At 70.5% G+C, this 22,618-nt stretch carries 25 protein-coding genes and 1 pseudogene; 18 read left to right on the top strand and 8 right to left on the bottom strand.

Going from position 1 to position 22,618, the window contains the following annotated elements:
- Positions 1–522 (top strand): sensor histidine kinase (locus ACIRL2_RS27505; RefSeq protein WP_402235320.1); only part of this gene is annotated, 522 nt, incomplete at its 5' end.
- 53 nt (positions 523–575) lie between these two features.
- Entirely contained in the window at positions 576–776 is a 201-nt protein-coding gene (locus ACIRL2_RS27510) for a hypothetical protein (RefSeq protein WP_395868867.1), read from the top strand.
- Positions 777–1,078: 302 nt separating this feature from the next.
- Here ACIRL2_RS27510 and ACIRL2_RS27515 read toward each other — a convergent pair whose 3' ends face one another.
- The gene (locus ACIRL2_RS27515) at positions 1,079–1,681 is read right to left on the bottom strand and encodes a DM13 domain-containing protein (protein WP_402235323.1); all 603 of its coding nucleotides are present in this window, start codon (positions 1,679–1,681) and stop codon (positions 1,079–1,081) included.
- 626 nt (positions 1,682–2,307) lie between these two features.
- Here ACIRL2_RS27515 and ACIRL2_RS27520 point away from each other — a divergent pair.
- The 3 genes from ACIRL2_RS27520 (at position 2,308) to ACIRL2_RS27530 (ending at position 4,180) form a co-directional block, all read left to right on the top strand.
- Positions 2,308–2,730 (top strand): antibiotic biosynthesis monooxygenase family protein, encoded by a 423-nt coding sequence (locus ACIRL2_RS27520; protein ID WP_402235326.1) that lies wholly within the window; start codon positions 2,308–2,310, stop codon positions 2,728–2,730.
- Positions 2,731–3,167: 437 nt separating this feature from the next.
- A complete protein-coding gene (locus tag ACIRL2_RS27525) occupies positions 3,168–3,431 on the top strand; it encodes a hypothetical protein (RefSeq protein WP_402235329.1) in 264 nt (87 codons plus the stop codon).
- A gap of 152 nt (positions 3,432–3,583) precedes the next feature.
- Positions 3,584–4,180 (top strand): hypothetical protein, encoded by a 597-nt coding sequence (locus tag ACIRL2_RS27530; protein ID WP_395868859.1) that lies wholly within the window; start codon positions 3,584–3,586, stop codon positions 4,178–4,180.
- A gap of 155 nt (positions 4,181–4,335) precedes the next feature.
- On the opposite strand, the gene ACIRL2_RS27535 is transcribed toward ACIRL2_RS27530, so the two are convergent.
- Positions 4,336–5,427 (bottom strand): AraC family transcriptional regulator ligand-binding domain-containing protein, encoded by a 1,092-nt coding sequence (locus ACIRL2_RS27535; protein WP_402235330.1) that lies wholly within the window; start codon positions 5,425–5,427, stop codon positions 4,336–4,338.
- A 220-nt stretch (positions 5,428–5,647) separates the two neighbouring features.
- Between ACIRL2_RS27535 and ACIRL2_RS27540 the strand changes: the two genes are divergently transcribed.
- The 9 genes from ACIRL2_RS27540 to ACIRL2_RS27580 all read left to right on the top strand — a co-directional run bounded on the left by ACIRL2_RS27540 (position 5,648) and on the right by ACIRL2_RS27580 (position 13,763).
- Positions 5,648–5,776, top strand: a complete 129-nt coding sequence (locus ACIRL2_RS27540; protein WP_395868855.1) for a hypothetical protein — start codon at positions 5,648–5,650, stop codon at positions 5,774–5,776.
- A gap of 6 nt (positions 5,777–5,782) precedes the next feature.
- Complete coding sequence (locus ACIRL2_RS27545; protein ID WP_395868853.1) at positions 5,783–6,760, top strand: zinc-binding dehydrogenase; 978 nt, start codon at positions 5,783–5,785, stop codon at positions 6,758–6,760.
- 113 nt (positions 6,761–6,873) lie between these two features.
- The gene (locus ACIRL2_RS27550; RefSeq protein WP_395868851.1) at positions 6,874–7,329 is read left to right on the top strand and encodes a VOC family protein; all 456 of its coding nucleotides are present in this window, start codon (positions 6,874–6,876) and stop codon (positions 7,327–7,329) included.
- 58 nt (positions 7,330–7,387) lie between these two features.
- On the top strand, positions 7,388–8,302 hold the full coding sequence (locus ACIRL2_RS27555; protein ID WP_402235334.1) for a pyridoxamine 5'-phosphate oxidase family protein: 915 nt from the start codon (positions 7,388–7,390) through the stop codon (positions 8,300–8,302).
- Between the two features lie 20 nt (positions 8,303–8,322).
- Positions 8,323–8,520 (top strand): ferredoxin, encoded by a 198-nt coding sequence (locus tag ACIRL2_RS27560; RefSeq protein ID WP_395868847.1) that lies wholly within the window; start codon positions 8,323–8,325, stop codon positions 8,518–8,520.
- Positions 8,517–9,704, top strand: coding sequence for an NAD(P)/FAD-dependent oxidoreductase (locus ACIRL2_RS27565; RefSeq protein ID WP_402235337.1), 1,188 nt, complete (start codon positions 8,517–8,519; stop codon positions 9,702–9,704). The genes ACIRL2_RS27560 and ACIRL2_RS27565 overlap by 4 nt, the downstream gene beginning before the upstream one ends.
- A gap of 724 nt (positions 9,705–10,428) precedes the next feature.
- A complete protein-coding gene (locus tag ACIRL2_RS27570) occupies positions 10,429–10,770 on the top strand; it encodes a hypothetical protein (RefSeq protein ID WP_395868843.1) in 342 nt (113 codons plus the stop codon).
- Positions 10,771–11,343: 573 nt separating this feature from the next.
- A complete protein-coding gene (locus ACIRL2_RS27575) occupies positions 11,344–13,041 on the top strand; it encodes a cytochrome bc complex cytochrome b subunit (protein ID WP_402235340.1) in 1,698 nt (565 codons plus the stop codon).
- Positions 13,042–13,064: 23 nt separating this feature from the next.
- A complete protein-coding gene (locus ACIRL2_RS27580) occupies positions 13,065–13,763 on the top strand; it encodes a hypothetical protein (RefSeq protein WP_402235343.1) in 699 nt (232 codons plus the stop codon).
- Between the two features lie 204 nt (positions 13,764–13,967).
- Here ACIRL2_RS27580 and ACIRL2_RS27585 read toward each other — a convergent pair whose 3' ends face one another.
- The gene (locus tag ACIRL2_RS27585; protein WP_402235346.1) at positions 13,968–14,849 is read right to left on the bottom strand and encodes a hypothetical protein; all 882 of its coding nucleotides are present in this window, start codon (positions 14,847–14,849) and stop codon (positions 13,968–13,970) included.
- 88 nt (positions 14,850–14,937) lie between these two features.
- On the opposite strand from ACIRL2_RS27585, the gene ACIRL2_RS27590 reads away from it, so the two are divergent.
- Positions 14,938–15,336, top strand: coding sequence for an alpha/beta hydrolase fold domain-containing protein (locus tag ACIRL2_RS27590; protein ID WP_402235349.1), 399 nt, complete (start codon positions 14,938–14,940; stop codon positions 15,334–15,336).
- Between the two features lie 154 nt (positions 15,337–15,490).
- On the opposite strand, the gene ACIRL2_RS27595 is transcribed toward ACIRL2_RS27590, so the two are convergent.
- From ACIRL2_RS27595 to ACIRL2_RS27615, 5 genes are all read right to left on the bottom strand, one after another.
- Entirely contained in the window at positions 15,491–16,804 is a 1,314-nt protein-coding gene (locus ACIRL2_RS27595) for a PP2C family protein-serine/threonine phosphatase (RefSeq protein ID WP_402235352.1), read from the bottom strand.
- An 88-nt stretch (positions 16,805–16,892) separates the two neighbouring features.
- Positions 16,893–17,624 carry an ANTAR domain-containing protein gene (locus ACIRL2_RS27600; RefSeq protein WP_402235355.1) on the bottom strand — a complete coding sequence of 244 codons (732 nt, stop codon included), beginning with the start codon at positions 17,622–17,624 and terminating at the stop codon, positions 16,893–16,895.
- Between the two features lie 45 nt (positions 17,625–17,669).
- Positions 17,670–18,413, bottom strand: coding sequence for a GAF and ANTAR domain-containing protein (locus ACIRL2_RS27605; protein ID WP_402235358.1), 744 nt, complete (start codon positions 18,411–18,413; stop codon positions 17,670–17,672).
- 388 nt (positions 18,414–18,801) lie between these two features.
- Positions 18,802–18,957 carry a hypothetical protein gene (locus tag ACIRL2_RS27610; RefSeq protein ID WP_402235361.1) on the bottom strand — a complete coding sequence of 52 codons (156 nt, stop codon included), beginning with the start codon at positions 18,955–18,957 and terminating at the stop codon, positions 18,802–18,804.
- A gap of 15 nt (positions 18,958–18,972) precedes the next feature.
- On the bottom strand, positions 18,973–19,152 hold the full coding sequence (locus ACIRL2_RS27615) for a hypothetical protein (protein ID WP_402235363.1): 180 nt from the start codon (positions 19,150–19,152) through the stop codon (positions 18,973–18,975).
- Positions 19,153–19,184: 32 nt separating this feature from the next.
- Between ACIRL2_RS27615 and ACIRL2_RS27620 the strand changes: the two are divergent.
- The 3 genes and pseudogenes from ACIRL2_RS27620 to ACIRL2_RS27630 all read left to right on the top strand — a co-directional run.
- Positions 19,185–19,328 (top strand): annotated as a pseudogene (locus ACIRL2_RS27620) (glycoside hydrolase family 95-like protein); the annotation flags it as partial.
- Between the two features lie 325 nt (positions 19,329–19,653).
- Complete coding sequence (locus ACIRL2_RS27625; RefSeq protein WP_402235365.1) at positions 19,654–20,181, top strand: nitroreductase family deazaflavin-dependent oxidoreductase; 528 nt, start codon at positions 19,654–19,656, stop codon at positions 20,179–20,181.
- 504 nt (positions 20,182–20,685) lie between these two features.
- Positions 20,686–22,191, top strand: a complete 1,506-nt coding sequence (locus ACIRL2_RS27630; protein ID WP_402235367.1) for an MFS transporter — start codon at positions 20,686–20,688, stop codon at positions 22,189–22,191.
- Positions 22,192–22,618 lie beyond the last annotated feature (427 nt).

Raw genomic sequence — 22,618 nt, forward strand, 5'->3', positions numbered from 1 at the left:
GGCGTACGAGTCGACGCGAACCTGGCCGGCGGCGTGGTCTCCGGCGACCCCCTGCTGCTGCGCCAGTTGGTCACCAACCTGGTCGAGAACGCGGTACGTCACAACCACCCGGGCGGCTTCGTCACGGTCGGCGTCTCGGCCGGCTCCCTCCGCGTCCGCAACACCGGCCCGGTCATCCCCGCCGACCGCATCCCCGAACTCTACGAACCCTTCCGCCGCTTCCGCCCCAACCGCACGGGCTCCGCCAAGGGCTCCGGCCTGGGCCTGTCCATAGTCCAAGCCATAGTCCAAGCCATAGTCCACGCCCACGCAGCCCGAATAACCACCACCGCCAACCACCACGGCGGCCTCACCATAGCCATAACTCTCCCCAAAACACCCCACCCGACAACGGCCGCGCAGACGGTGTCCGGCCCCACTGTGGTCACCGAACACCCGGTGTCGCGGCGAGTGCGAAACCCGCACACCGACTGCGCGAACCGCGCGCGCCCCTCCGAGGCCGAGCCGACTCGGTCTCCATGAAACGCGCAGCAGTTCGCACCACCACCACCACCCGACGCATCCGGAGGTTGCCCATGGCCATGCCCCTGCTCCTGACCCGCCGCCTTGCGACCCCCGCCGGCCGCCCACGCCTGCTGCCGGACCACCACTACGATCCGGACTTGTGCGCCAACGTGGTCGCCGACGGCACCCTGCTCGTCCACGCAGCGGACGCGAACCTGGTTGCGGACTACACCTCCACCCAGGAGCCGTCCGGGCTCAAGGCAGACGACTGACACCCACCCGACCGTCGACTACGTCGGCATCAACCCTCACGACCTGCACCGCCCCGCCCACCAAACCCTGTTCACCACCCTCAACGCCCTGCGCGAGAACGGCCGCGCCATCGACGCGGTGACCGGGACGTTGCCGGCTGCACGGACGGTTGCCGGGCCCATGGCCGGGCCGGTGGTCGGCAACCCCCGTACCGGCAGGGCCCCGAGGGCTTCGGCCCAGCGCTGGAGGACTGTGCCCCGGCCCATGAACACGATGCGCGCGCCGCGCGGCGTGAGGTACCGAGGAACTCGCCGGGCACCGGTCACGCCGGCGGGGTCAGTGCCGCCGCTCCGAAAGAGACGTCGAACCGATCGCACCAGATGGAGACGCTCGTGTAGCGGGCAAGGTCGAGGTCGGCGGGCAGGGTGTAGTTCTGGTTGCCCTTGTTGCCCTTGAGTTCGCCGAGGTTCACATGGGTGCTGTCGTCGAACACCCGCCAGCCGTCCTTGCCCGGCTTGACCGGTGCGTCGGTCAGCCACACCCGCAGGGCCGGTCCGTTGCTGGTGTCGAGATCCTCCAGACGCAAAATGCGCGAGCCGTCGGCGAGGCGCACGATCCGCGCACTGCCCGATGTGGCGTGTTCGTGGCTGATGAACTCACCGGTGGCGAGCGTGCCCGGCCCGGCGGGGGCAGCGGAGGTGACCGGAGCCGATGCGGTCGAGTCGGTCGATCCGGCCGAGGACGCCGGCAGCCCGACCTGAACGGGCGGCGCCGCCGCGACCGGCGGCAGCGTCTCGTCGACCGTGTCGTCCACCCACAACTTCCACGGCTGGAACCAGTAGAACCCGAACCCGACCGCGACCGCTCCCGCGACCAACAGCCCCGACACCCACGGCTTGGCCAACACCCGCAACACTCGCGTCATGGCTGATCCCCCGACGTTCGAAGTCCGACAGCGACACCGAACAGTCAAGCGGAGGAACCGACTCGGACGGAGCCCTCCACATCTTTCCGAACTCTTACGAACCCACCTCCCATGCGGCACTTCCGGCCGGCGGCTATCCCGGATGCACCGAGACGGACATCGCAAGGGTGAGCCATAGCCGAACCCTGAGTTCAGTTCCCGGCGAACCCTGGACGCCATTCTCGACACGACGTCGCCGGGGAGGACGGTGTGCCGCGTGAGCCTGCGCCGTGATCGGGTCCGCTCCGAACGGCCGCCAGTGACCTTTCCGGTGCTCACGAACAAGAGCGGGACGACACCGCACGACCGCGCGGGCAGAACACGAGGTCCGATTCCCGCCGGCGACGCGGTGCCTTCCTCGGCATGGTGACTTGAGCGCCGGCCTGGTGCCCGGCAGCCGTCATCACCTCGTTGCCGACCGGTGCGTCCCTCCCGGCCGGCCTCGGCTTGGGGAATTCTTGGCCGCACCGACGCGATGAAATATCGAAGCTCGGCCCCTGCTGCCGGGAACGTGCGGACCGACGTGAGTTGGGAGAGTCGTCATCATCGAGAATCTGGGAAGCGGTTGGCCGGCCCCACCGTATTACGTGGCAATTCTGAGCACCGTCCTGTCCGGAGAGGACTCGGAGAATTACACGCGATCCGAAGCGAGGATGCTCGAACTCGCGGAGAAACAACCGGGCTACCTGGGACGGGAGTCGGCCCGCACCGCCGACGGTCGCGACTTGACCCTCGTGTACTACGCGGACGAGGAGTCGCTGAAAGCCTGGCGTGACAATGCTGAGCACCGACACGCCCAGCGGCTGGGACGAGAGCGCTGGTACGCCTCCTACGAGGTGCGTGTCGCTCGGGTGGAGCGCAGTTACCGGTTCGAAGCCCCAGCCCCAGCCCCAGCCCCACCCGCAGCCCCGGCCCCGACCCCCGGCACCGTGGCGCGGCCCGCCCGCTCGTCCGGTGGGGAGGCGGAGGCGGATCGACCGGGCGCCGGGCGGCCGAACGGGACGTCGTAGCCCGGGAGTCGGAGCAGGATCCGGTTCGGCAGGGGGCCGGGGAATGATCGCGTCATGTCGGACTTGGTCGGGTGGGTACCGCGCGCTCGATGGTGGACGAACAGATCGTGGTGCTCGGCGACGAACGCGCCGGGCCGCGTCCGGGTCGGATGTCGGCAACCGTGCCGGGCACGGTGCACGCGACCCGGCCCGCGCCCCGGGTCCATCCGCCTCGCCGGCATCCGCCCCCGGGGCCCTCAATCATCGGGGGTGAGGCTCGGTCATAGGGATAGCGGTAGATCCGGCCACTTCGGGTGGCAACGTACGGATTTACGCCAAACCTCACCCGTGTATCCATACGGCTGCAGAGCTATGGGTGGGGTGCCTAGAGTGAACGTGCTTGACGTCGTATCGGTTGTTTCGTACCGAGACGCACCCATCGAGCCGGGGGGCTTGCGATGAGGGACAACGGTAGGCCGGTGCTGGGGTCGGAACCGTTTCAGGGGCCGCCGGCCCGGGCGATCCGGCGTGACGACGGTTCGTACGATGTGGACCGGCCCGATCCGGTCGCCGACGCCTACACCCTGGCCCGCCCGGCCGAGAACGGCGGTGGCGAGACCATCGAGCAGCACATGGACATCGCGTCGTCGACCCTGCCGAAGGGCGTCGACGCCAAGGACGCGGCGCGATACGCGGTCCTGGTCACAGACACGGACGACTGAGGGCGACAGCTCCGGGCAAGCCATCCGCCCCTGCGGCTCGGACCGCGACGATGCGGACGCCGGACCCCGACTGTCGCGCCGGCAGCGGATCGGGCGCATGCAGACGGGCCCGCGCCACCAGGACCGCAACTCGCCGAGTGAGAGGTGAAGACATGTACGCCTACCACCTGATCTACGACATCCCCACCACCAACCCCAGGCAATACCGGGTCCTGGTTGCCTGGAAGAACGTGTACGGGTCCCGCTTCGGCGGCAACCCCACCCAGCCCACCGTTCTGAACGGCTCGGGGCAACTCGTCATTCCCGGAGGCTCCGTCACCGCAGCCGACGTGATCACCGCGGGTCGGATCGAGTTCTTCGAGGAGACCGGCATCGACCTCAGGCAGGACGTCGTGCGTCAACAGATGAAGACCGTCGGCAACGCCTGGTCGCGCGTGCTGGACCAGCAGAACGGCGCCCACTGCGTCTACCAGGAGGTCCAGGACGTCGAGTTCGTCGAGAGGGCCTGCAACACCAACATCCAGGCGCAGGTCCCGCAGGACCAGGAACTCTATTCCGCGCGGGCCTACGACGCCTCGGGCGTCGGCCGACTCTTCGGCGCCGTTCCCTTGGCCGACCTCACCACCGGGTGGCGGGGCACCCAGTACAACACCCTCGACACCAACAGCCAGGCAGTGGCCAGGAGGAAGTCCCAAGCCCCGGGAGACTGGTACGTGACGGCGGTCCAGGGCCTGCAATTCGCACCCTAGCGCCGGGTTCCGCTTTGGGCGGTAGGTGGTGGTCGAACAGTCGGGGGACCCGGCCGATGGTGTGAGCGTGCGCTGCGGGGTTGAAGAGCGTTTCGTATTCGGCCGCGAGGACGTCTACGCGCTGGACGCCGCCACCGGTGCGGGCCCGGTGCGGATCACGCGCGTGGGTCGGGCGGGGGCGGATCGGTCGGCGGTTCCGCGGATCCGTCCTCGCGGCCCGGGCGCGCCGGGTGTTCGTGACGCCGCCGCAGGTCGCCCGGGGTGGTGCCGTGCCAGCGGTGGACGGCGCGGCGCAGGGCACGCGCGTCGCTGAAGCGCGCGCGGGCCGCGATCGTTCGCATGGGGATGTCGCTGTCGCGGATGAGGTCCATGGCGAGTTCCTCGCGCACCGCTTCCACTTCGTCGCGCCACGTGGTGCCGAGCTCGCCGAGTCGGCGTTGCAGCGTCCGCGGGCTGAGTGCCATCCGCCGGGCGACCGAGGCCAGGGACAGGTCGGGGTCGTGGAAGGTCGCGCGGAGCGTGGTGCGGAAGGTGCCGTGCCAGCCGAGGACCGGCTTGGCCGATGCGATGGTCATGTCCGCGTGGCTGCACAGGACATCCTGTAGGCCCGGCTGGGTTTGCGGCATCGGGGCGTGCGCGTCCTCGGCGAGGTAGGTGATCGAGTTGACCTGGGCGCCGAACTCGATGTTCCGGGTGCCCAGGAGATCGGTCAGCGGCCCGAGCGTGTTCGGCGGTCGGTGTCGGAAGGTGACGCGCACCGGGACGACGGGACGCCGCAGCCCCTCGGTTGCCCGGCGGTTGATCAACGGCAGGACGAACTGCTCGACGGCGGCGACCACATCGGGTTCGGCGGGGCCGGTGGAGTGCGTCACGGTGAACAGGCGGCCGTCGTCGGTCACGTGCAGCTTCTCCGCGCCCGGATCCCCGATGACCGTGACGTAGCCGCAGCCGGTGCGAAGCGATTCCGCGAGTGTCGCGCCGGATGTGAACAGGTAGTCCCACACACCGAAGGTACCCATCGGGGCCAGTTGCACGGCGTGCATGCCGGCGTGCACCGCGGGGCGTCCGAGGACGATCTGTTCCCACAGCAGGAGTGCGGTGGGTGTGGACACCCGAGCGAACTCGTCGGCCAGGACGGTGTCGCCGACGTCGGGTAGTCGTATCAGCCTGGCCGGATCCATCCCCGCCTGGCGCGCGGCGTCGACCATGAAGCGCCCCATGCGGGCGGAGACGGTTCCGTTGAGCACAGTGTCCGAGGCTAGATCACGATCGGTCCCGCGTCGATGGTGGCCGTCTCGTTGGCATGTGCCGTCCCTTCGGTGGCATGCCGGGTCCCTCCTCCGGTCGGGGTGGCGACCATACGGTCGAAGAGTCACAGAACGAGCCGCGGCGAACCGCGGTCGGCCCGCAACGGTGCCGCCCGACGGGACGTGCCGCGTAGCTTCCCGAGCGAAACGGAACCCTGTTGTGAACGACCCCACCACGCGCATCGCGAAGCTCTTCGCGCGCTGCGAAAGCCTGCGCGGCACGTCGTACGACTCGACGCCGCCGTCGGCCCCGCGCGCCGACACGCACCGCACGGCCGGCGTGCGGTGAGCCGTTGTGCGAGCGGCCTGGTACGAGCGCCACGGTCCGGCCCGCGATGTCCTGATCCTCGGCGAGTTGCCGACACCGTTCCCCGCGCCGGGCGAGGTCCGGGTCCGGGTCGCCGTCTCCGCAGTGCATCGGTGCGACACCCGCAAGCGGCAGGGGACGCCGAAGTCGGTCATGCGGTTTCCCCGGGTCGTCCCCCACGACGACGGCGCGGGAGTCATCGACGCGGTGGGGCGGGGTGTCGACGCGCGCCGGCTGGGGGAGCGCGTCTGGGTCTACCTCGCGCAGTCCTACCGGCCGTTCGGCACCGCCGCCGAGTACACCGTTGTGCCCGACCAGCAGGCTGTTCCGCTGCCGGCGGGGATCCCGTTCGACCAGGCGGCGGGGTTGGGCAGGCCGGGCATCACCGGTCACCGGGCGATCCTCGGTGACGGGACGGTGACCGGGCAGACGGTCGTGGTCACCGGTGCGCTGGGCTCGGTCGGCCGCAGCTCCCTCGCGGTGGGCCGGCGCGCGGGGGCCACGGTGGTCGCGGCGGTGCGCCAGGGGGCCCAGGTCGCCCGGGCGTTGGCTGCGGGGGCGCATCACGCCGTCGACCTGACGTCCGGTCAGGTCGCCCGACGGATCCGCGAGTTGGCGCCGGACGGCGTCCACCGCGTCGCCGATTGCGCGTTCACCGACAACCTCGCGACGTGGTTGGAGACGCTCGCGTACGGCGGGACCATCGCGACCTATGCGAGCGGCCGCAGCCCGGCCCCGGTGCCGTTCCGGTTGCTTGCGGTCAAGAACGTCACCGTGCACTTCCTGGGCAACGACGATTTCCCGGACCACGCCAACCACGCCGCCGCGGTGGAGCTCACCGCCGCACTGTGCGCGGGGGACCTGTGCTTTCCCGACGTCCGGCGCTTCGCCCTCGACGACATCGTCCAGGCCCACGAGGCCGCCGAACACCCCGCGACCCGAGGCCGCGTCGTCGTCACACCGTAGGCGGCCATCCCCGGGAACAGATTTCCCATTCTAATGGGTAGAGACTGCTGTGAGCATTAGGTAGGCTCTTTCCGATCGCCTCCACCCATCACCATCCGAGGAGCAAGGACGAGATGAGCACCATCAAGGCACTGCAGACCGGCCACGTCGGCCTCAACGTCACCGACCTCGACCGTTCCGTGTCGTTCTACAAAGCCGTGTTCGGGTTCGACGTCGCGGCCGAGGGCAAGGAGGCCGACCGCCGGTTCGCCTTCCTGGGCCGCGACGGGAAGCTGCTGGTCACCCTGTGGCAGCAGAGCGAGGGGGCGTTCCCGGCCGACCGGGCCGGCCTGCACCACCTGTCGTTCCAGGTCGAGACCATCGACGAGGTGAAGGCCGTCGAGCAGATCCTGCGCGGCCTCGACGCGCAGTTCGCGTACGACGGCGTGGTACCGCACGGCGAGAACGGCACGTCGGGCGGCATCTTCTTCACCGACCCGGACGGCATTCGTCTGGAGATCTACGCCCCGACCGGCGCCGACCCGTCCGACGCGCCCACCGAGGGCGCGCCGACCTGCGGCTTCTTCTAAACCCGCGCGGCGGTCGCGCCGCAACAGCCAACCGCAACACCGATTCGGGAGGAACGCCGTGGCAACCCATTACGAACCCGGAGAGATCGCCGTCCAAGAGCGCGCCGGTCTGACCCGTCAGGCATCACACGCGCTGGCCGGAATCGGCGACACGATCCCACCGGTCGCCGCGGCGTTCCTCGCCGACCAACCCGTGATCATCGTCGGCGGCACGGACCGCGAGGGACGCATCTGGGCGACGCAACTGACCGGCGCCCCGGGATTCCTGCGGGTTCCCCACCCGGGCACCCTGATCGTGGACGCGCTGCCGATCCCCGAGGACCCGCTGGCCGAACTGCTCTCCGGCCCGGCTCGGGTCGGCATGATCGCCATCGAGCCCGCGACCCGCCGTCGCATGCGGGTCAACGGGCACTCCACCCCGGCGGACGGCGGGCTGAGGGTCGACTTGGACCAGGTCATCGCCAACTGTCCCAAATACATCCAAAGGCGCGACGCCCGAATCGTCGACACCCCCGGCGGCGCGACACGCGCGCGTGCGGTCCGCCGGGGCACCGCGCTCACCACCGGGCAGCAGGACATCGTCCGCGCCACCGACACCTTCTTCGTCGCCACGTCCGACGGGTCCGGCAACGCGGACGCCTCGCACCGCGGCGGGAATCCGGGTTTCGTCCAAGTACTGTCGCCGACCCTGCTGCGCTGGCCCGACTACCTCGGCAACGCCATGTTCCTCACGCTCGGCAACCTCGAATCCCACCCGGCCGCCGGCCTGTTCGTCCCCGGCTGGGACAACGGTTCGTCGCTGCACCTGTCCGGTACGGCACGCACCGTCTGGGACACGGACGAGATCGCCGCCGTCCCGGGCGCCCAGCGCCTCGTCGAGTTCACCGTGCACGACGTGGTCGAGATCGCCGATGCCGTGCGGCTGCGCTGGAGCGCCCCGGAGTACTCGCGTTTCAATCCCCCTGTCGCCTGACCCTGTAAGGGAGTTCGCCCATGCGTATCACCGTGGACATGACGGTGTGCGAGAGCCATGGCCAATGCGTCTTCGCCGCACCGGACGTGTTCGCCTTCGACGACGACGACTATCTCGTCTACGACGCGGAACCCCCCGCCGCCCTGGCCGAGCACGTCCGCACCGCCGCCTCGATGTGCCCGGTCCGCGCCATCACCATCGCCGAGGACAGCGCATGAGGCGCATCGTGATCGTGGGCGCGTCACTGGCGGGCCTGCGCGCCGCACAGGCGCTGCGCGCCGAAGGGTTTCGCGGCACTCTGACCCTTGTCGGCGCCGAGCCCCATCTCCCCTACGACCGGCCGCCGTTGTCCAAGCGGCAACTGACCGATGCGGCGCGGCCCGAGGACGGCGACCTGCCGATCCCGCCCGACCTCGACGCGACCTGGCTGCTCGGCACCCCGGCCGAGGCCCTCGATCCGGTGGGCCGCACGGTCCGACTGGCCGACGGCCGCGAACTCGACTACGACGGACTGGTCATCGCCACCGGTGCCGCCGCTCGGACCCATCCGGCCGGCCACGTCCCCGACGGGGTCCACATCCTGCGCGGGCGCGACGACGCGGCGGCACTGCGGACCGAACTGCGTGCGGGCCGGCGGATCACCGTGGTCGGCGGCGGCTTCCTGGGCAGCGAGATCGCCGCGGCCGCCCGCGGTCGCGGGCTCGACGTCACCCTGGTGGTGTCGACCGCCCAGCCGTTGGCCCGCCTGGTGGGGGAGCAGGTCGGCGCCTACGTTGCCGAGTTGCACCGAGGCGCCGGAATCGCCCTGGTGACCCATCGGACCGCGCTGGGCTTCACCGGGAATCCCGCCCTGACCCAGGTCGTCCTCTCGGACGGCGACACCATCGACGGCGACCTCGCCGTCCTCGCCCTGGGCGCCGAGCCCAACACCGGGTGGCTCGCCGGATCGGGCCTGCTGGTGGCCGGGGGCTTGGCATGCGACCCGTGCCTGCGGGTGCTGCACGAAAACGGTGCGTCGCTGCCGAACGTGGTCGCGGCGGGCGACGTCGCGATGTGGCCGCACCCACTCGCCGACGGCGCGTCGATCGCGCTCGGCCACTGGAGCAACGCCGCCGAACAAGCCGCGGCGGCCGCGCGCACCCTGCTCCGCCGCGACGACGCCCGGCCGTTCACCGCGGTGCCGTCCTTCTGGTCCGACCTGCACGGGTCCACGCTGCGCGCCGTCGGCCTGCCGGCCCTCGCCGACGAGCACCGAGTCGCTCGGTACGACCTCCTCGGCCGCAAGCTGGAGGTCACGTACCACCGCGCGGGGCACCTCGTCGGCGCGGTGACGGTCGGCCGTCCCGGCCGACTCGCCGCGTACCGCCGCATCCTGACCGAAGAACTGCTCCAGGCAGCCTGAGCACGAGCCCTTCCCGGCCGACCGGCGCTCTCGGCACAGGCATACCGCCATGCTCCATGCCGATGCGCGGGCGTGCCCATCCGCCGGGCGGTCACGGTCACGGTCCTATGCCCGTGCCGTGGTTCCCGTTGCTCGCGGCGATGTCACCGACCGGCCGCGTGTTCACGGACCGGGGACGGCGCGTACCCCGTGTGGGTGGGCCGTTGCTCGGCCGAGGAGGTGGTCGGCGTCGTAGTGCTCGGGGAGCGGATGCCCACCCTGCTGCCATAGAAGGCCGACGTCCGAGCGGCCGGAGGGGGCGATGTACATCCGGCGAGGTGTCCCGTCGCCGCGGCGGCCCTCCGGTTGCGAGTGTGGGCATGGTCGGTCGGTCGGCCCGGAAGAACCGCTCCACCAACGACATGTGGTTGCCACCGGCGTGGGCGGCGACCGCCTCGATGTCGGCGGGTTCGGTGTCGAAGCCGCCCGACCGCTCGACCACCGAGCGGGCCAGGCTCCATGAGGCGAGGGAGGATTCGTCCGACGGACGTCCGCTTCGTGCCGCGGTTCGGCGGATGGCGCAGCGGGTGGCGAGTGCGCGGAGTCCGGGTGGGGTGCGTGCGCCGACGGGGAGGCCGGGTCCGAGCCCGGCATCGCGTCGGGTCCGTGTGTCGGGTGCGTTGTCGGGGCGGCCGGTTAGTGTGCGCGGCCGGCAGCGGTGTGCGGACTGCGGCACCTGGGCCTGATGAACAGCCCGACCCAGAACGACATCGCCGCCGCCGTCGCCGGCGCGCCCGTACTCGCTCGACTGACCTCCCTCGACCTGTCGATGGGAACTCTCGACGACACCGGCGTCCAGGCCCTGCTCGACGGACAACCCCTCACCCACCTGCGGTCACTGTCCCTACGCCACCACTACATCGGCGACACCATGCAACAACGGCTGAGCGAGCACCTGGAACCCGCGGGCGTCGCGGTCGACCTGTCCGATCCCCGGGAACGCACGGTTTGGACCGACCCCGTGGAACACCACGAGCGGAGCGTCCTGAACGGCGAGGACGGTCGGTACATCGAAGTCTCGGAGTAGACCCGCCCGGATCCCACCCGACCACCGCGACGTCGCGCGTCTCGTACCCCGTCCACCGACGCCCCGACGCGTTCGCACGCGTGGTTCGGCGGCGCCAGGTGGAGGGGCCTGTTCCCTGAACCGAGGTTCTGTGGCCGACGCTTGAGCGCGGCCGGCATCGTGCGGCTTCGGGACCCGCGGCGCAACTCCCCTGGCACATCGGCGAGACCGGACCCGGCTCACCGACATCTCGTCCGCCGCGACCGTCGGGCGAATCACCCGACGGCGCGGTCACTCAACGCGACCGCTTGCGCACCGCGCGGCCGTCCGGCCCGACTCCGCCGGGCTGCATCGCGTCGACGACGGACCACTCCGTGTCCCTCTTGCGCCGCGGGCGCGGGCCGCGCGTCCCTTCCCTGCCTCCGAATCCACGATCGGTGGCGCACGTCACACGACGGCGCTGTCACAGGCACCGGAACGGCGGTGTCTCAAGGGGCAGCAAGGCGCGGGCGAAAGATCCACATCGCGCGCGACGCACGAGGGAGGACGACGTCATGTCCCGAGAGCGCGGGAGACGGGAGAGGTAGACCTCGCATGAGTGCCGAAAAATCGACGATCAACGTCGGCAAGAACGGCGAAGCCGCCCACGGTTCCATTCCGGACAACAGGGCCGTGCGCGCCGCCGACGCCCTCGACGCGAGACTGGGTCTGTACCGCGGCGGCGGCAAGTACATCCGAAAAGTCTTCCCGGACCACTGGTCCTTCATGCTGGGGGAGGTCGCGCTCTACAGCTTCGTCACGTTGCTGTTGTCCGGCGTGTTCCTGACGTTCTTCTTCCAGCCGAGCGCGCAGGAGGTCGTCTACGACGGCTCCTACATGCCGTTGCAGGGCGTGCACATGTCGCAGGCGTACGCCTCGACCCTGGACATCAGCTTCGACGTCCGCGGCGGCCTGATGGTCCGTCAGATCCATCACTGGGCCGCGCTGGTCTTCATCGCGGCGTTGTTCGTGCACATGTTCCGGCACTTCTTCACCGGTTCGTTCCGCAAACCGCGCGACGTCAACTGGCTGTTCGGCTTCCTCCTGCTGGTGCTGGCGATGCTCAACGGCTTCGCCGGCTACTCGCTGCCGGACGATCTGCTCTCCGGTACGGGACTGCGCGTCGCGGACGGCGTCGTTCTGGCGATCCCCGTGGTCGGCACCTATCTCCAGTTCTTCCTCTTCGGCGGTGAGTTCCCCGGCGACGACGCCATCCCACGGCTGTTCACGTTGCACGTGCTGCTGGTGCCCGCCCTCATGGTGGCGCTGGTGACCATCCACCTCATCCTCGTCTTCTACCACAAGCACACCCAGTTCCCCGGTCCCGGACGTACCGAAGGCAACGTCGTGGGGCAGCCGTTCGTGCCGGTCTACGTCGCCAAGGCAGGCGGCTTCTTCTTCATCGTCTTCGGCGTCATGGCGCTGCTCGGCGGCCTGGTCCAGATCAACCCCATCTGGTCGTACGGGCCGTACAACCCGGGGCAGATCACCGCGGGATCCCAACCCGACTGGTACATCGGGTTCCTCGAGGGCGCCCTGCGCATCATGCCGAACTGGGAATGGACCGCGTGGGGCCACACGGTCAGTTTCAACATCCTGATTCCCGCCGTCATCGTCCCCGGCGTGCTCTTCGTCCTCCTGGGTGCGTACCCCTGGATCGAAGCGTGGATCACCGGCGACAAACGTGAACACCATCTGTTGGACCGGCCGCGGAACATGCCGGTCCGTACCGGGCTCGGCGCCGCCTGGATCGCCGCCTATGGCGTGCTGTGGGTGTGCGGCAGCAACGACATCATCGCCACACACTTCCATCTGTCTATCAACACGATCACCTGGACGGGACGGATCGCCTTCTTCGTCGCACCGGTGCTCACGTACAACGTCACCGTTCGCTGGTGCAAGGGCCTGCAACGCCGCGACCGCGACAAGGTCCTGCACGGACGCGAGACCGGTGTCATCAAGAAGCTCCCGCACGGCGAGTTCATCGAGATCCACGAGCCGCTGGACGCCGCAGCGCGACACGTCCTCACCGCCCACGAACAGTACGAGCCCATCGAACTCGATCCGCCCGCGGACGAGAACGGCGTGATCCGCCGGGCGAAACCGACCCAGCGGCTGCGCGCGCGCCTGTCCCACTGGTACTTCGCGGATCAGATCCGCAAGCCATCAGCCGCGCAGGGCCTGGCCGGAGTCGGTGCGCCGCACGGCCACGGAGAGATTTCCGCCGGGCACGGGTCCGGGTCCGACCAGTGACCCCGGAACCGGGAGAAACCCGCATGCGCCCGACGCCACAGCTCGCCCGTACACGCGACGATGTGCCCGCCCACCGTCCGAATTCCGACCTGCTGCTGATCCGGGCCGTGCACGACGCGCTGCGCCGAGACCTGCACCGTCTCGTCATCCGGTCGCTCATGTGTCCTCCGGTGGTCTCGCCGGGCTGGAACAGGTTCCTGCGCCACCTGACCACCACTCTCGACGCCGATGCCGCCGTGCTCTGGCCCGTTCTTCGCAAGCGGCAGCTTCCCGGCCCCCACCACGAGCTCGTCGCCGCCGAAATGGAGCGCCGGCGTCGCCGTATCACCCTGCTCGCGGCGACCGTCGACGACTGCCTGACCGGTCGTGGGCCGGCGAGCCGCACGGCCGAATACATGGCCGACCTGGACACGGCACTGACGGGTTACCTCGACTACGAGCAGGCAGTCGTCCTGCCGCTCGCCGCGAACGTCATCACCGCAGGCGAGTGGGCGGACCTGGACGCCGCCCAACGCCACCCCCTCGGAGTCACCAGCGGAGTGGCGCTGTGCGCCTGGCTCATCGACGACATGCCGCCCGACCGACAGCAGGCAATCCGCAAGCTGTTCCCTCCCGCGGTGCGGCTGGCTCACCGGTGGGTCGGAGACCGTCACAGGCGCCGCACTCGCCTGGCAGGACTTCGTTACGCGTCGTCCGACGTGCCCGACGGGAGCATGTTGTAGGCGCGGACATGCGGCGGATTCGGGCCTGCGGGCGGGGCGGAGTTCGCGGCGGGTGTGTGTTCGCGTCGGTGCGGCGTGGAACGGGCCCTCACCTCGTACTGCGGCATCTCCTCGATCCCGCCGGGCCACGGACACCGCTGGATTCCACCGAAACCAGTCGGTCGATACCGTCGGCCCGTCGCGCCCGCGGCTGTTGACGCGGGGTCAGCCGGCCGGGGGACGGGCCGGTGTGGTCCGCGGGTGAGCGACCCGGGCGCGATGACGGGCCCGTTGCATCCGGCGCTCCTCCGCCGCGGCGAGCACCGTGGCCCCGGCCTCCGCCCCGGCGTCGAACGGTGCCGGGGAGAAGCGGCCGTCGCAGGCCCGCACGTGCCGTTCCCAGTCGTCCTGCCAGAACTCCACCGTCCAGCCCGGCCACAGCTTCGGTACCTCGTATGCCTGCGGGCAGGAAGAGAGGGACCACCACCCCATGCGGCGGCGAGCCGGATCCAGGTGGATGCCGGAGTTCACGCGCAGGTGACACACTCCGTGCTCGGGGGCGTCCGCCAGGCGGTCGAACAGGGAGGTGCCCTCGCGGACGGGGTGGTCGAAGACGCCGGAGGCGATGTGGCAGTGGTCGGTGCCGACCGTGACCACCACATCGTCCGGGTCCGGCCAGGCCGGGTCCTCGTCCTCGGGGGTGAGGAACGGGGCCACGGAGAGGGCGGATTCGCGGCAGCGGACGTACTCCGGATCCAGCCCGACGTACCCGCGCAGTTCGGCCGCGCCGTCGTACAGCCAGTCGACCTCCCAGCCCTGCCACGCCGCCCGGATCAGTGCGAAGGTGGCCGCGCGGTGCCGGAGTTCGGTGCTCGGTCCGTCCCAGGCGAAGAACAGCAGCACCCTCCGGCCGAGGTCGAGCAGTACCCCGCCTTGGGCCATGGTGTCGTCCAACCACCGGTCGTCCCGGCGGAGTTCGGGAAGCAGGGCGAGTACGGCCTCCGGCCCGTCCAGCAGGTCGAGGTCGATCCCGACCGCCCAGCCGGTCCGGTACAGCTCGTGCGTGCCGTTCTCACGGACCACGATGACGTTGGCTCTGTCTCCCATACGGACAGGATGGACAGAACCACTGGCTGCCGACCACCCGAAATTTCGGCGGCTCGGCGACGCCCCGGCCGGCGGCCGCCCGCCACACATGTTCCGGCACGGCGGCGCCTGGTGGCTGGGAATCATCGAGCACTTCGACCCCGGATGCGGCAACCTCGCCGCCCTCGCGGACTGCGTGGTGGTCTCCGCGGACTACCGACTGGCGCCCGAATACCCGTACCCCGTCCCGCTGGAGGACGCCATCGCGGCATGGTTGTGGCTGCGCGAGCACGCGACGGCGCTGGGCGTCGATCCGACCAGGATGTCGATCGGCGGCGGCAGGCGGTCCGCTTGTGCCGCGCCCCGTCGCACCGCGTGGGCAGGTGGGCGATCAGCTCGGTGGCGACACCCGGCGTCGGTGGTCGGGCGGCAGCATCGACTCGTCGAGCGCGGGGTCCCCTCCCGTGATGGTGAGTTTCTCGATTCTCGCGGGGCGGGACGTCGATGAGACCGGCCACCAAAGCCGTTGCGGTCGACGGTGACGCGGTACACGCACCCGATCCGGCCGTCCCGCGTGGCCATGCCTGTCGGACACGGTGTCGACCTCCGGTGCCGCGCGATGTGTCCGACGTGGTGCGGGACCGTGCGGGGGACGGTTCACGTCACAGGGGTGGGGCGCGGAGGAGCATGAGGGCGGTGTCGTCGGAGGCGTGGCCTCTGGCGTGGTCGGCGACCGCGCGGGAGAGGTGGTTCACCGTCGCGGTGGCGTCCAGGCCACGGGTGGCGCCGAGGGTTGCGGCGAGGCGTTGTTCGCCGAACATGGGGTGTCCGCGTCCGGCGCGGGCTTCGGTGATGCCGTCGGTGTACAGGAGCAGCGCGTCGCCGTGGGCGAGTCGGAAGCGGGTCTCGGTCAGGCGGACGTCGTTGATGAAGGCGCCGACGAGGGTGCCGGGGCAGTGGACTTCCTCGACGCCTCCGTCGGCGCGGCGGATGAGCGGGGGCGGGTGGCCCGCGCTGGAGAGACGACCGCTGATGCCGTCGGGACCCGGGCGCAGGAGGGCGAGGGCGGCGCTGAGGAAGCGGTCGTCGGTGCGTTGCTCGACCAGGGCTTGGTGCAGGCGGTGCAGGACCTTGGCGGGGGCGGGGTGTTGGGTGGCCTCGGTGCGGATCGTGTAGTGGGCCAGTGCGGTGATCTTGGCGGCTTCGATGCCTTTGCCGCAGACGTCGCCCATGACTGCGCACCAGTCGTTGCCGCGGGTGTGGAAGAGGTCGTAGAAGTCGCCGACGACATCGGTGCCGGTGACGTCGGCGGCCAGGTATATCGCGGCGACGTCCAGGCCCGTGACGGTGGGCAGGCGTGGTGGCAGGAGGTTGTCCTGGAGGGTTCGGGCGAGTGCGGCGGAGGCGCGGCCGGCGTCGCGTTCCCGGGTCAGGGCCTGGCGCAGGGCGATCTCGGAGGAGGCCGCGCGGGCCACGGTCTGCAGTGCCTGGAGTTGGGCGGTGGTGAAGGGGCGCGGATGAGTGTCGACGACGTAGAAGCCGCCGAGGACGTGTCCTTCGGTGGAGAAGAGGGGGTAGCCCGCCCAGGCTCCGATCCGCGCCGCGGACAGGACCTCGAAGCCGTCGACGCGGGGCGCGTAGCGGGCGTCCTCGGCGATCAGGGGTGCGCGGGTGGTGATCAACAGGTGGCAGGGGCTGTCCGCGAGCCGGTTCTCGCGGGCGGCGGCGTCGGGGTCGATGCCGATCGCGCTCTTCCAGAACGCGCGCTCGGAGTCGGCGACGGTGAGGAACGCCGCGCGGGCGCCGGTGATGGTCAGGGCCAGGCGGGCGAGATCGTCGAAGAACTCCTCCGGCAGGCTGTCGAGCAGGCCGCCCGCGGTCACCGCCGCGAGTCGCTCCGGATCGGACACGGCGGCCGACGGTTGCGCGGTGATGTTCGAGGTGGTCGGGTCTCGGGTCGTTTCGATGGGCGTCATGTCGTCCTCTTGGGATGGATCCGAGTCGGGTCCGAAGGTTCGCGGCGGGGCTTTGGGGTTTCGGGCGTGCCGGGAGGGCTTCCTGCGGTCAGGGGCGGCCGGCTCTCGTGTCGTCGTCGTCCTCGGTGTGGAAGCGCAGTCGGCGGTCGAGGACGGCTCGGGCGGTCTCCAAGAGGGGCGTGTCGTGGCCGAAGGCGTACGCGCGCAGTCGCACCAGGGCTTGGGCGGGCGTGATGCCCAGTTGTGCGCTGACCATGCCGGTGGCTTGGTGGACCTCGGCGAAGTGCAGGCCCTGGCCCTCGGCGAGCAGCGCGGTGGGGGCGTCGGGGTGCGCGGCGGCGCCGATCAGGAGAGAGCCCAGGGATCCGGCCAGGACGAACGCGTCGGTGAGTTGACCGGGGTTCATCGGGCCGGACGCGGCGCGGTGGCCGGTGAGTACGCCCAGGACGATCACTCCCACTCGTAGGGGGAAGGCGAAGACCGCGTGCACGCCGAGGTCCATGATGGCGGGGAGCAGTCCGGGCCAGCGGGTCGGTGAGATCGTGGAGAGTTCGGCGGCGAGGAAGAGTGTGCCGCGGGCTGCGTCGGTGCTGGGTCCTTGGCCCTGGGTGAGTTGCAGGTCCTCCAGCGGCGCGGTCAAGTTGCCGCAGGATTGCAGGAGTTCGGGGGGTGGACCGGTGGGGGCGAGGAGGAAGGCCAGTCCGTCCAGGCCGAGGGAGTCGGCGCACTCGGGCAGGGGGAGCGGGCCCAGGCCGGGGCCCGCTCGGGCCTGTTGGCCGAGCAGGTATCGGGCCATCGCGCGCTGTGGCACCGAGGTCATCGCGGATCCCGCTGCCTGGCGGCGGTGGCACCACCCGGCGGTGTGTCAGGCACCGGGACCGAGCAGGGCGGCCGGATCCGCGGTGCCGTCCAGGATCGCCCGGGCGACGTCGGTGAGTCGGACGCCGTGGGCGTGGGCGTGGTCGCGCAGCAGCCGGAACGCCTGGTCGACCCCGATGCCGCGGTGGTGGGCGAGGAAGCCGTTGGCCTGCTCCACCACGATCCGGCTGTCCAGGGTGGCCTGCAATTGGGTGGCCACGGTCATCTGCTCGTGTACGGCCCGGTGTTGCAGCACGCCGATGGTGGCGGTGTCGGCCAGGGCCTGTCCCAGGCGCAGTTGCGCCTGATCGAGTGGGCCGGAGCGGTCCCGGAAGAGGTTGAGGGCGCCGATCGTGGTCTCGTGCAGGCGCAGCGGGGCGGCGACCACGGAGGTGAAGCCCATGGCCAGCGCGTGCGGGGTGAAGCGTGGCCATCGTTCTCGTGCCCTGTGGGTATCCAGCGCGACGTCGGAGACCGGGGCGCCGGTGTGGCAGCAGTCCCGGCACGGCCCTTCGTCCCACTCGATGCTCGCCAACTCCAGGCCGCGGGTGCGTTCATCGGACGCGGCGGCTTCCACGACCCGGCCGTCGGGCGTGGCCAGCATGACCCCGGCCGCCGCCACGTCCAGCAGTTCGACGCAGTGCTCGGCGAGGGTGTGCAGAAAGTTGATGACGTCGAAATCCCGCACCAGCGTGTCCGCGAGATCCACGAACGCCGCCGCCAGTAGTTCCTCACGCGGTCGAACGGACACCACAGCCTCGGTTCCCCACGGTCCGTGGTCGACCTGAAGAGAATCGGCCCGGTATGGATTCACTGGTCAGTATCGTCCGGATCGCCTCTCGCGTCCACGGCACCTCTTCGCGCTCGGGTCGCGTTCGCCCGCGCGCACGCGAAGGTTGCCGATGCGCGACCGGCGCGCGACCGGCTCGGGCGTTGATCCGTGGGTCGGTTCGGGAAACGTCCTTGCCCGGTCTCGGCGCGGGCGACGTCGTGCCGACCCCCGGTGGTGTGTCACGGTCGACGTGAGCGCCCGAAGCCGCTCGCGAACTCGCGTCCGTGGAGATCGACTTCGACGGTCAGGGTGGCGGATGTCCGGCCCGCCGGGGTCGACGATGCCGTAGGTGGTGCACGCCGGGAGGTCAGCGGTTCGTACCGGTGGGCTCGCCGAGGGCCGCGCGCACCCAGTCGTGGGCGCTTCCGGGATCGAGAGCGGCGAGAAAGTCCGTGAGCGTGCCGTCCCAGCTGCGTCGTGCACGGTCGGCGGCTGCTGCCGCGACCGTCTGCCGCGTGTCCACGCGGTCGGTTTGTTTTCAAGACGGCGGCTCGCGCTTCATGCGGCGGTGGTGGGGGCGGCGGTCCTCGACCGGCAGGCAGTGGAACTCGGGGCGAGCTGCGGCCCGGATGACGTCGGCCACCTCGTCCATTCGCAGATCCATGATGATCGGAGCCGTGGCCGGAAAGGTCGGCTTCACCAGTACCAACGGCTGCATCCTCGCGTTCCGCGCGGCCCGGTCTCGTCGAACTCCTGCCGGCCGTTCCCGCCGCCTGGCAGGCGTCCGGCAGTGTCGAGGGCGTTGGGGTACGCGGCGGGTTCACCGTGGACTTCGCCTGGACCGCCGGCGTGGTCACCACGCTCAGCCTGCACCGTACGGCCGGGGCGGACACCCCCGTTCGAGTCGGGTGCCTGGGAGTGGGACGTCCGGCTCGCCCCGGGAGGATCCGTCACCCTCACCCCAGAGGTTCCTCCGGCGGTTTTCGGCAGGCTCACGGTGAACCGCGACCGCACGCCGCCGGTCAAGGTCCTGCTCAACTTCACCCAGCGGGTGGAGCTTTGGCCCGGGAGCGAGAGACCGTCCTCGTACCGAGGTTGATCGACCCGACGCGCGCCCCGTCAGGCCCCTGCGGGCGAGGCCGCCGGTCCGGGCGCGTCGGGGGCTCGATCGATTCCTTGACATCCGTCACCGCGCTCCGTAGTTTCTCAATGTCTTTGCTTGCAAAGCAAAGGCTTTCTCCTGTCGATGCTAGCCGAGAGGCATCCCATGTCGGAGCAACACCCGGGACCAGCGGATTTCAACGCACACGTCATCGCGGAGTTCCGCGCCAACGGTGGTCGGGTGGGCGGAATGTTCGAGGGCGCGTCTCTCGTCCTGCTCACCACGGTCGGCGCGCGCACCGGCCGCCCGCGCACCAACCCCGTGGTACGGGCATCCGATGGCGACCGGACCTTGATCTTCGCGTCGAACGCGGGCGGTCCAAACCATCCCGACTGGTATCACAATCTGCTCGCGCGGCCACAGGTCGCCGTCGAGGTGGGCATCGACGACGCGGGGCGTGCCGTCGTCGAGACCTACGCCGCAGAGGCGATACCCCTTGCGGGCGCCGAACGCGACCGCCTCTTCGCGGCCCAGTGCGACCGCGATCCGGCCTTCGCGGTCTATCAGGCCGGAACGTCGCGGGTGATCCCGGTGGTGGAGCTCCGCCGGATCGAGACTGCGGCAACCGATGAGGACAGAGCGTAAAGGCTTCTTGGGCGGGCCGTCCGCCGACCGGGCTCTCCCGAGCCGATCGGGCCGGCGACGTCCCGGTCCGGGTTCGTTGCCGTAACGCTTCGCGGATCGACTGCCTCGCGCCGGGTCGAGCCAGGGCACCGAACGCCGTGGCCCCCCTTCGACAACGGATGAGGACACGGGCCGGCGCCGGGCCGCGGCGATGATCCGCGCCCAGCCTCCCGGGACGCAGATTGCGAAACCACCGATCGGCCGATGCCCCCGCAGCGTCGGCCGATCGACGATGCGCCGGCGCGGCCCCGGCCGCAACAACCCAGGGCAGTCGGCCTCCGCAGGACTGGGCCGACTGCTCGGCCCTGAGCCTGAGAGCCGCGGCGCCACTCCGAAACCTGCTGTACCGGCGACACGAAGGCCCGCGAGACCGGGCGGTCTTGACGTGCCTTCCCGCGCCGAAGCGACCTTGCGTACAACGCGATGTGTGTCGAACGACGGCACGCCGAAATCAGGGAGCCCCCCATGCCCAGCTCCACGCAGGATCCGAGCTCCACGCAGGATCCGAGCACGAGACACGAGGACCCGGTGGCGGATCCGCGCTACAGCCCGCGTCGATGGGCCGCGCTCGTCGTGACGCTGGCCGCCGTGTTGATGGACATGATCGACGCGACCGTGCTCAACGTGGCACTGCCGTCGTTGCGCGACGACCTGGGCGCCTCGTCGGCACAGGTGGAGTGGGCGATCGCCGGATACACCCTCGCGTTCGCCGCCGCCATGATCACCGGGGGCCGGCTCGGCGACATGTACGGGCGCCGTCGGGTGTATCTCGCCGGGCTCGGGAGCTTCGTCGCCACCTCCGCTTTGGCGGCCTCGGCCACCGGACCGCAGATGTTGATCGCGGCGCGCGTACTCCAAGGCGTGGCCGCGGCCTTGATGGTGCCGCAGGTCCTTGCCATGCTCCAGGTCGAGTTCCCCAAGTCCGAGCATGCCAAGGCGATGTCGATGTACGGCATGTGCTTCGCCCTCGGCGGTCTCGGGGGCCCGCTGCTGGGCGGAGTACTGCTCGACGCCGACCTGTTCGGCCTCGGCTGGCGACCGATCTTCCTCGTCAACATCCCGATCGGCATCGCGGCGTTCATCGGCGCCGTCGTACTCACCCGGGAATCCCGCTCCGAGCAGGCACTGTCCGCGGACGTACGCGGCACCGCCATCGCCACGGCGGGCCTGCTCGCCCTGCTCTACCCCTTGGTCGAGGGGCGCCCGTTGGGATGGCCGCTGTGGATCCTGACGGTAACGGCCGCCTGCCCCCTCCTGTTGTGGCTGTTCGTCCGACACGAGCGGATCCTTGCTCGCCGCGGGGGATCGCCTCTGGTGGATCCGGCCCTGTTCCGTCACCGCAGCGTAATCGGCGGACTCTCGGTGGCCGTGCTCTTCTTCTGCGGGACCGCGTACACGTTGGTGCTCACAGTGCACCTCCAGACCGCCGCCGGATACTCCCCACTGCGCACCGCGCTGTCGATGATCCCCTTCACCATCGGGGTCGGTATCGGCTCGGGCTTCGCACCACGACTGATGCCGCTGGGCCGCACGGTGGTGATCCTCGGCGCGCTGGTCATGGCGGCCGGAATGGCGCTGATCGTGCTCTGCGTCGATCGGTACGGCACCGGCATCGCGCCCTGGCAGTTGATCCCCGGCCTGGTCGTTGCCGGGCTCGGCATGGCCATGGTCGCCGGCACGCTGCTCACCATCGTTCTGGCGAAGGTGCCCGAGGCCGAGGCCGGCGCTGCGTCCGCGCTGATCAACACCTCGATTCAGGTCGGTGTGGCGGCGGGCGTCGCGCTGATCGGGACCGTCTACTTCGGCCGGCTCGAAGGCGGACACGACGGGGTGGAATCCGCGGTGATCGGGATGGGCGTGGTGATCGGGCTCTATCTCCTGGCCGCGGTCCTGGCGCTGGTTCTTCCGCCGGGGACGGTCCGGAGAACGCCCGCTCCTGCCTCGCGTGTTCATCAGGGGAGTGATGCCTGACGGGTCGGTGTCACCGCGGTGGCGGCGCCGTCGCAGCGGCAGCCAACGCCGGGCATTTTCCCCGGAGTTGGGAGCGCGGGCGAGATCGGCGGGTGCCGGCTGCGCTGAAGTCGTCGGGCCGGCTCCGGTAGTCCGTCGGCAACGCTCGCGGCCCCGCCAACGCCGCTGCGGCCCTGCGCAACCGGACGCTCGACCGGCACAAGGAACTCGCCGGCAGCGGCATGCCCGCCGCGCACGTCGCGATCACCACGTGGAGGGGAGTACTGCCGCACTCGTCACTGGGGGAGGACGTCCTCGTCGAGGAAGCCGGCCGCACTGCCCCTCCGCGCAGCGCAGCGTGTAGAAGTCGTATTCGTACCTGCCCGCGGGACCGGAGGAACCCGTCACGGCGGCAGGGGGAGAACCCGTCACGGCCGCAGGGGATGGG

Origin of the sequence: Embleya sp. NPDC127516 (genome assembly GCF_044765325.1) — a bacterium.
Lineage (GTDB): Bacteria > Actinomycetota > Actinomycetes > Streptomycetales > Streptomycetaceae > Embleya.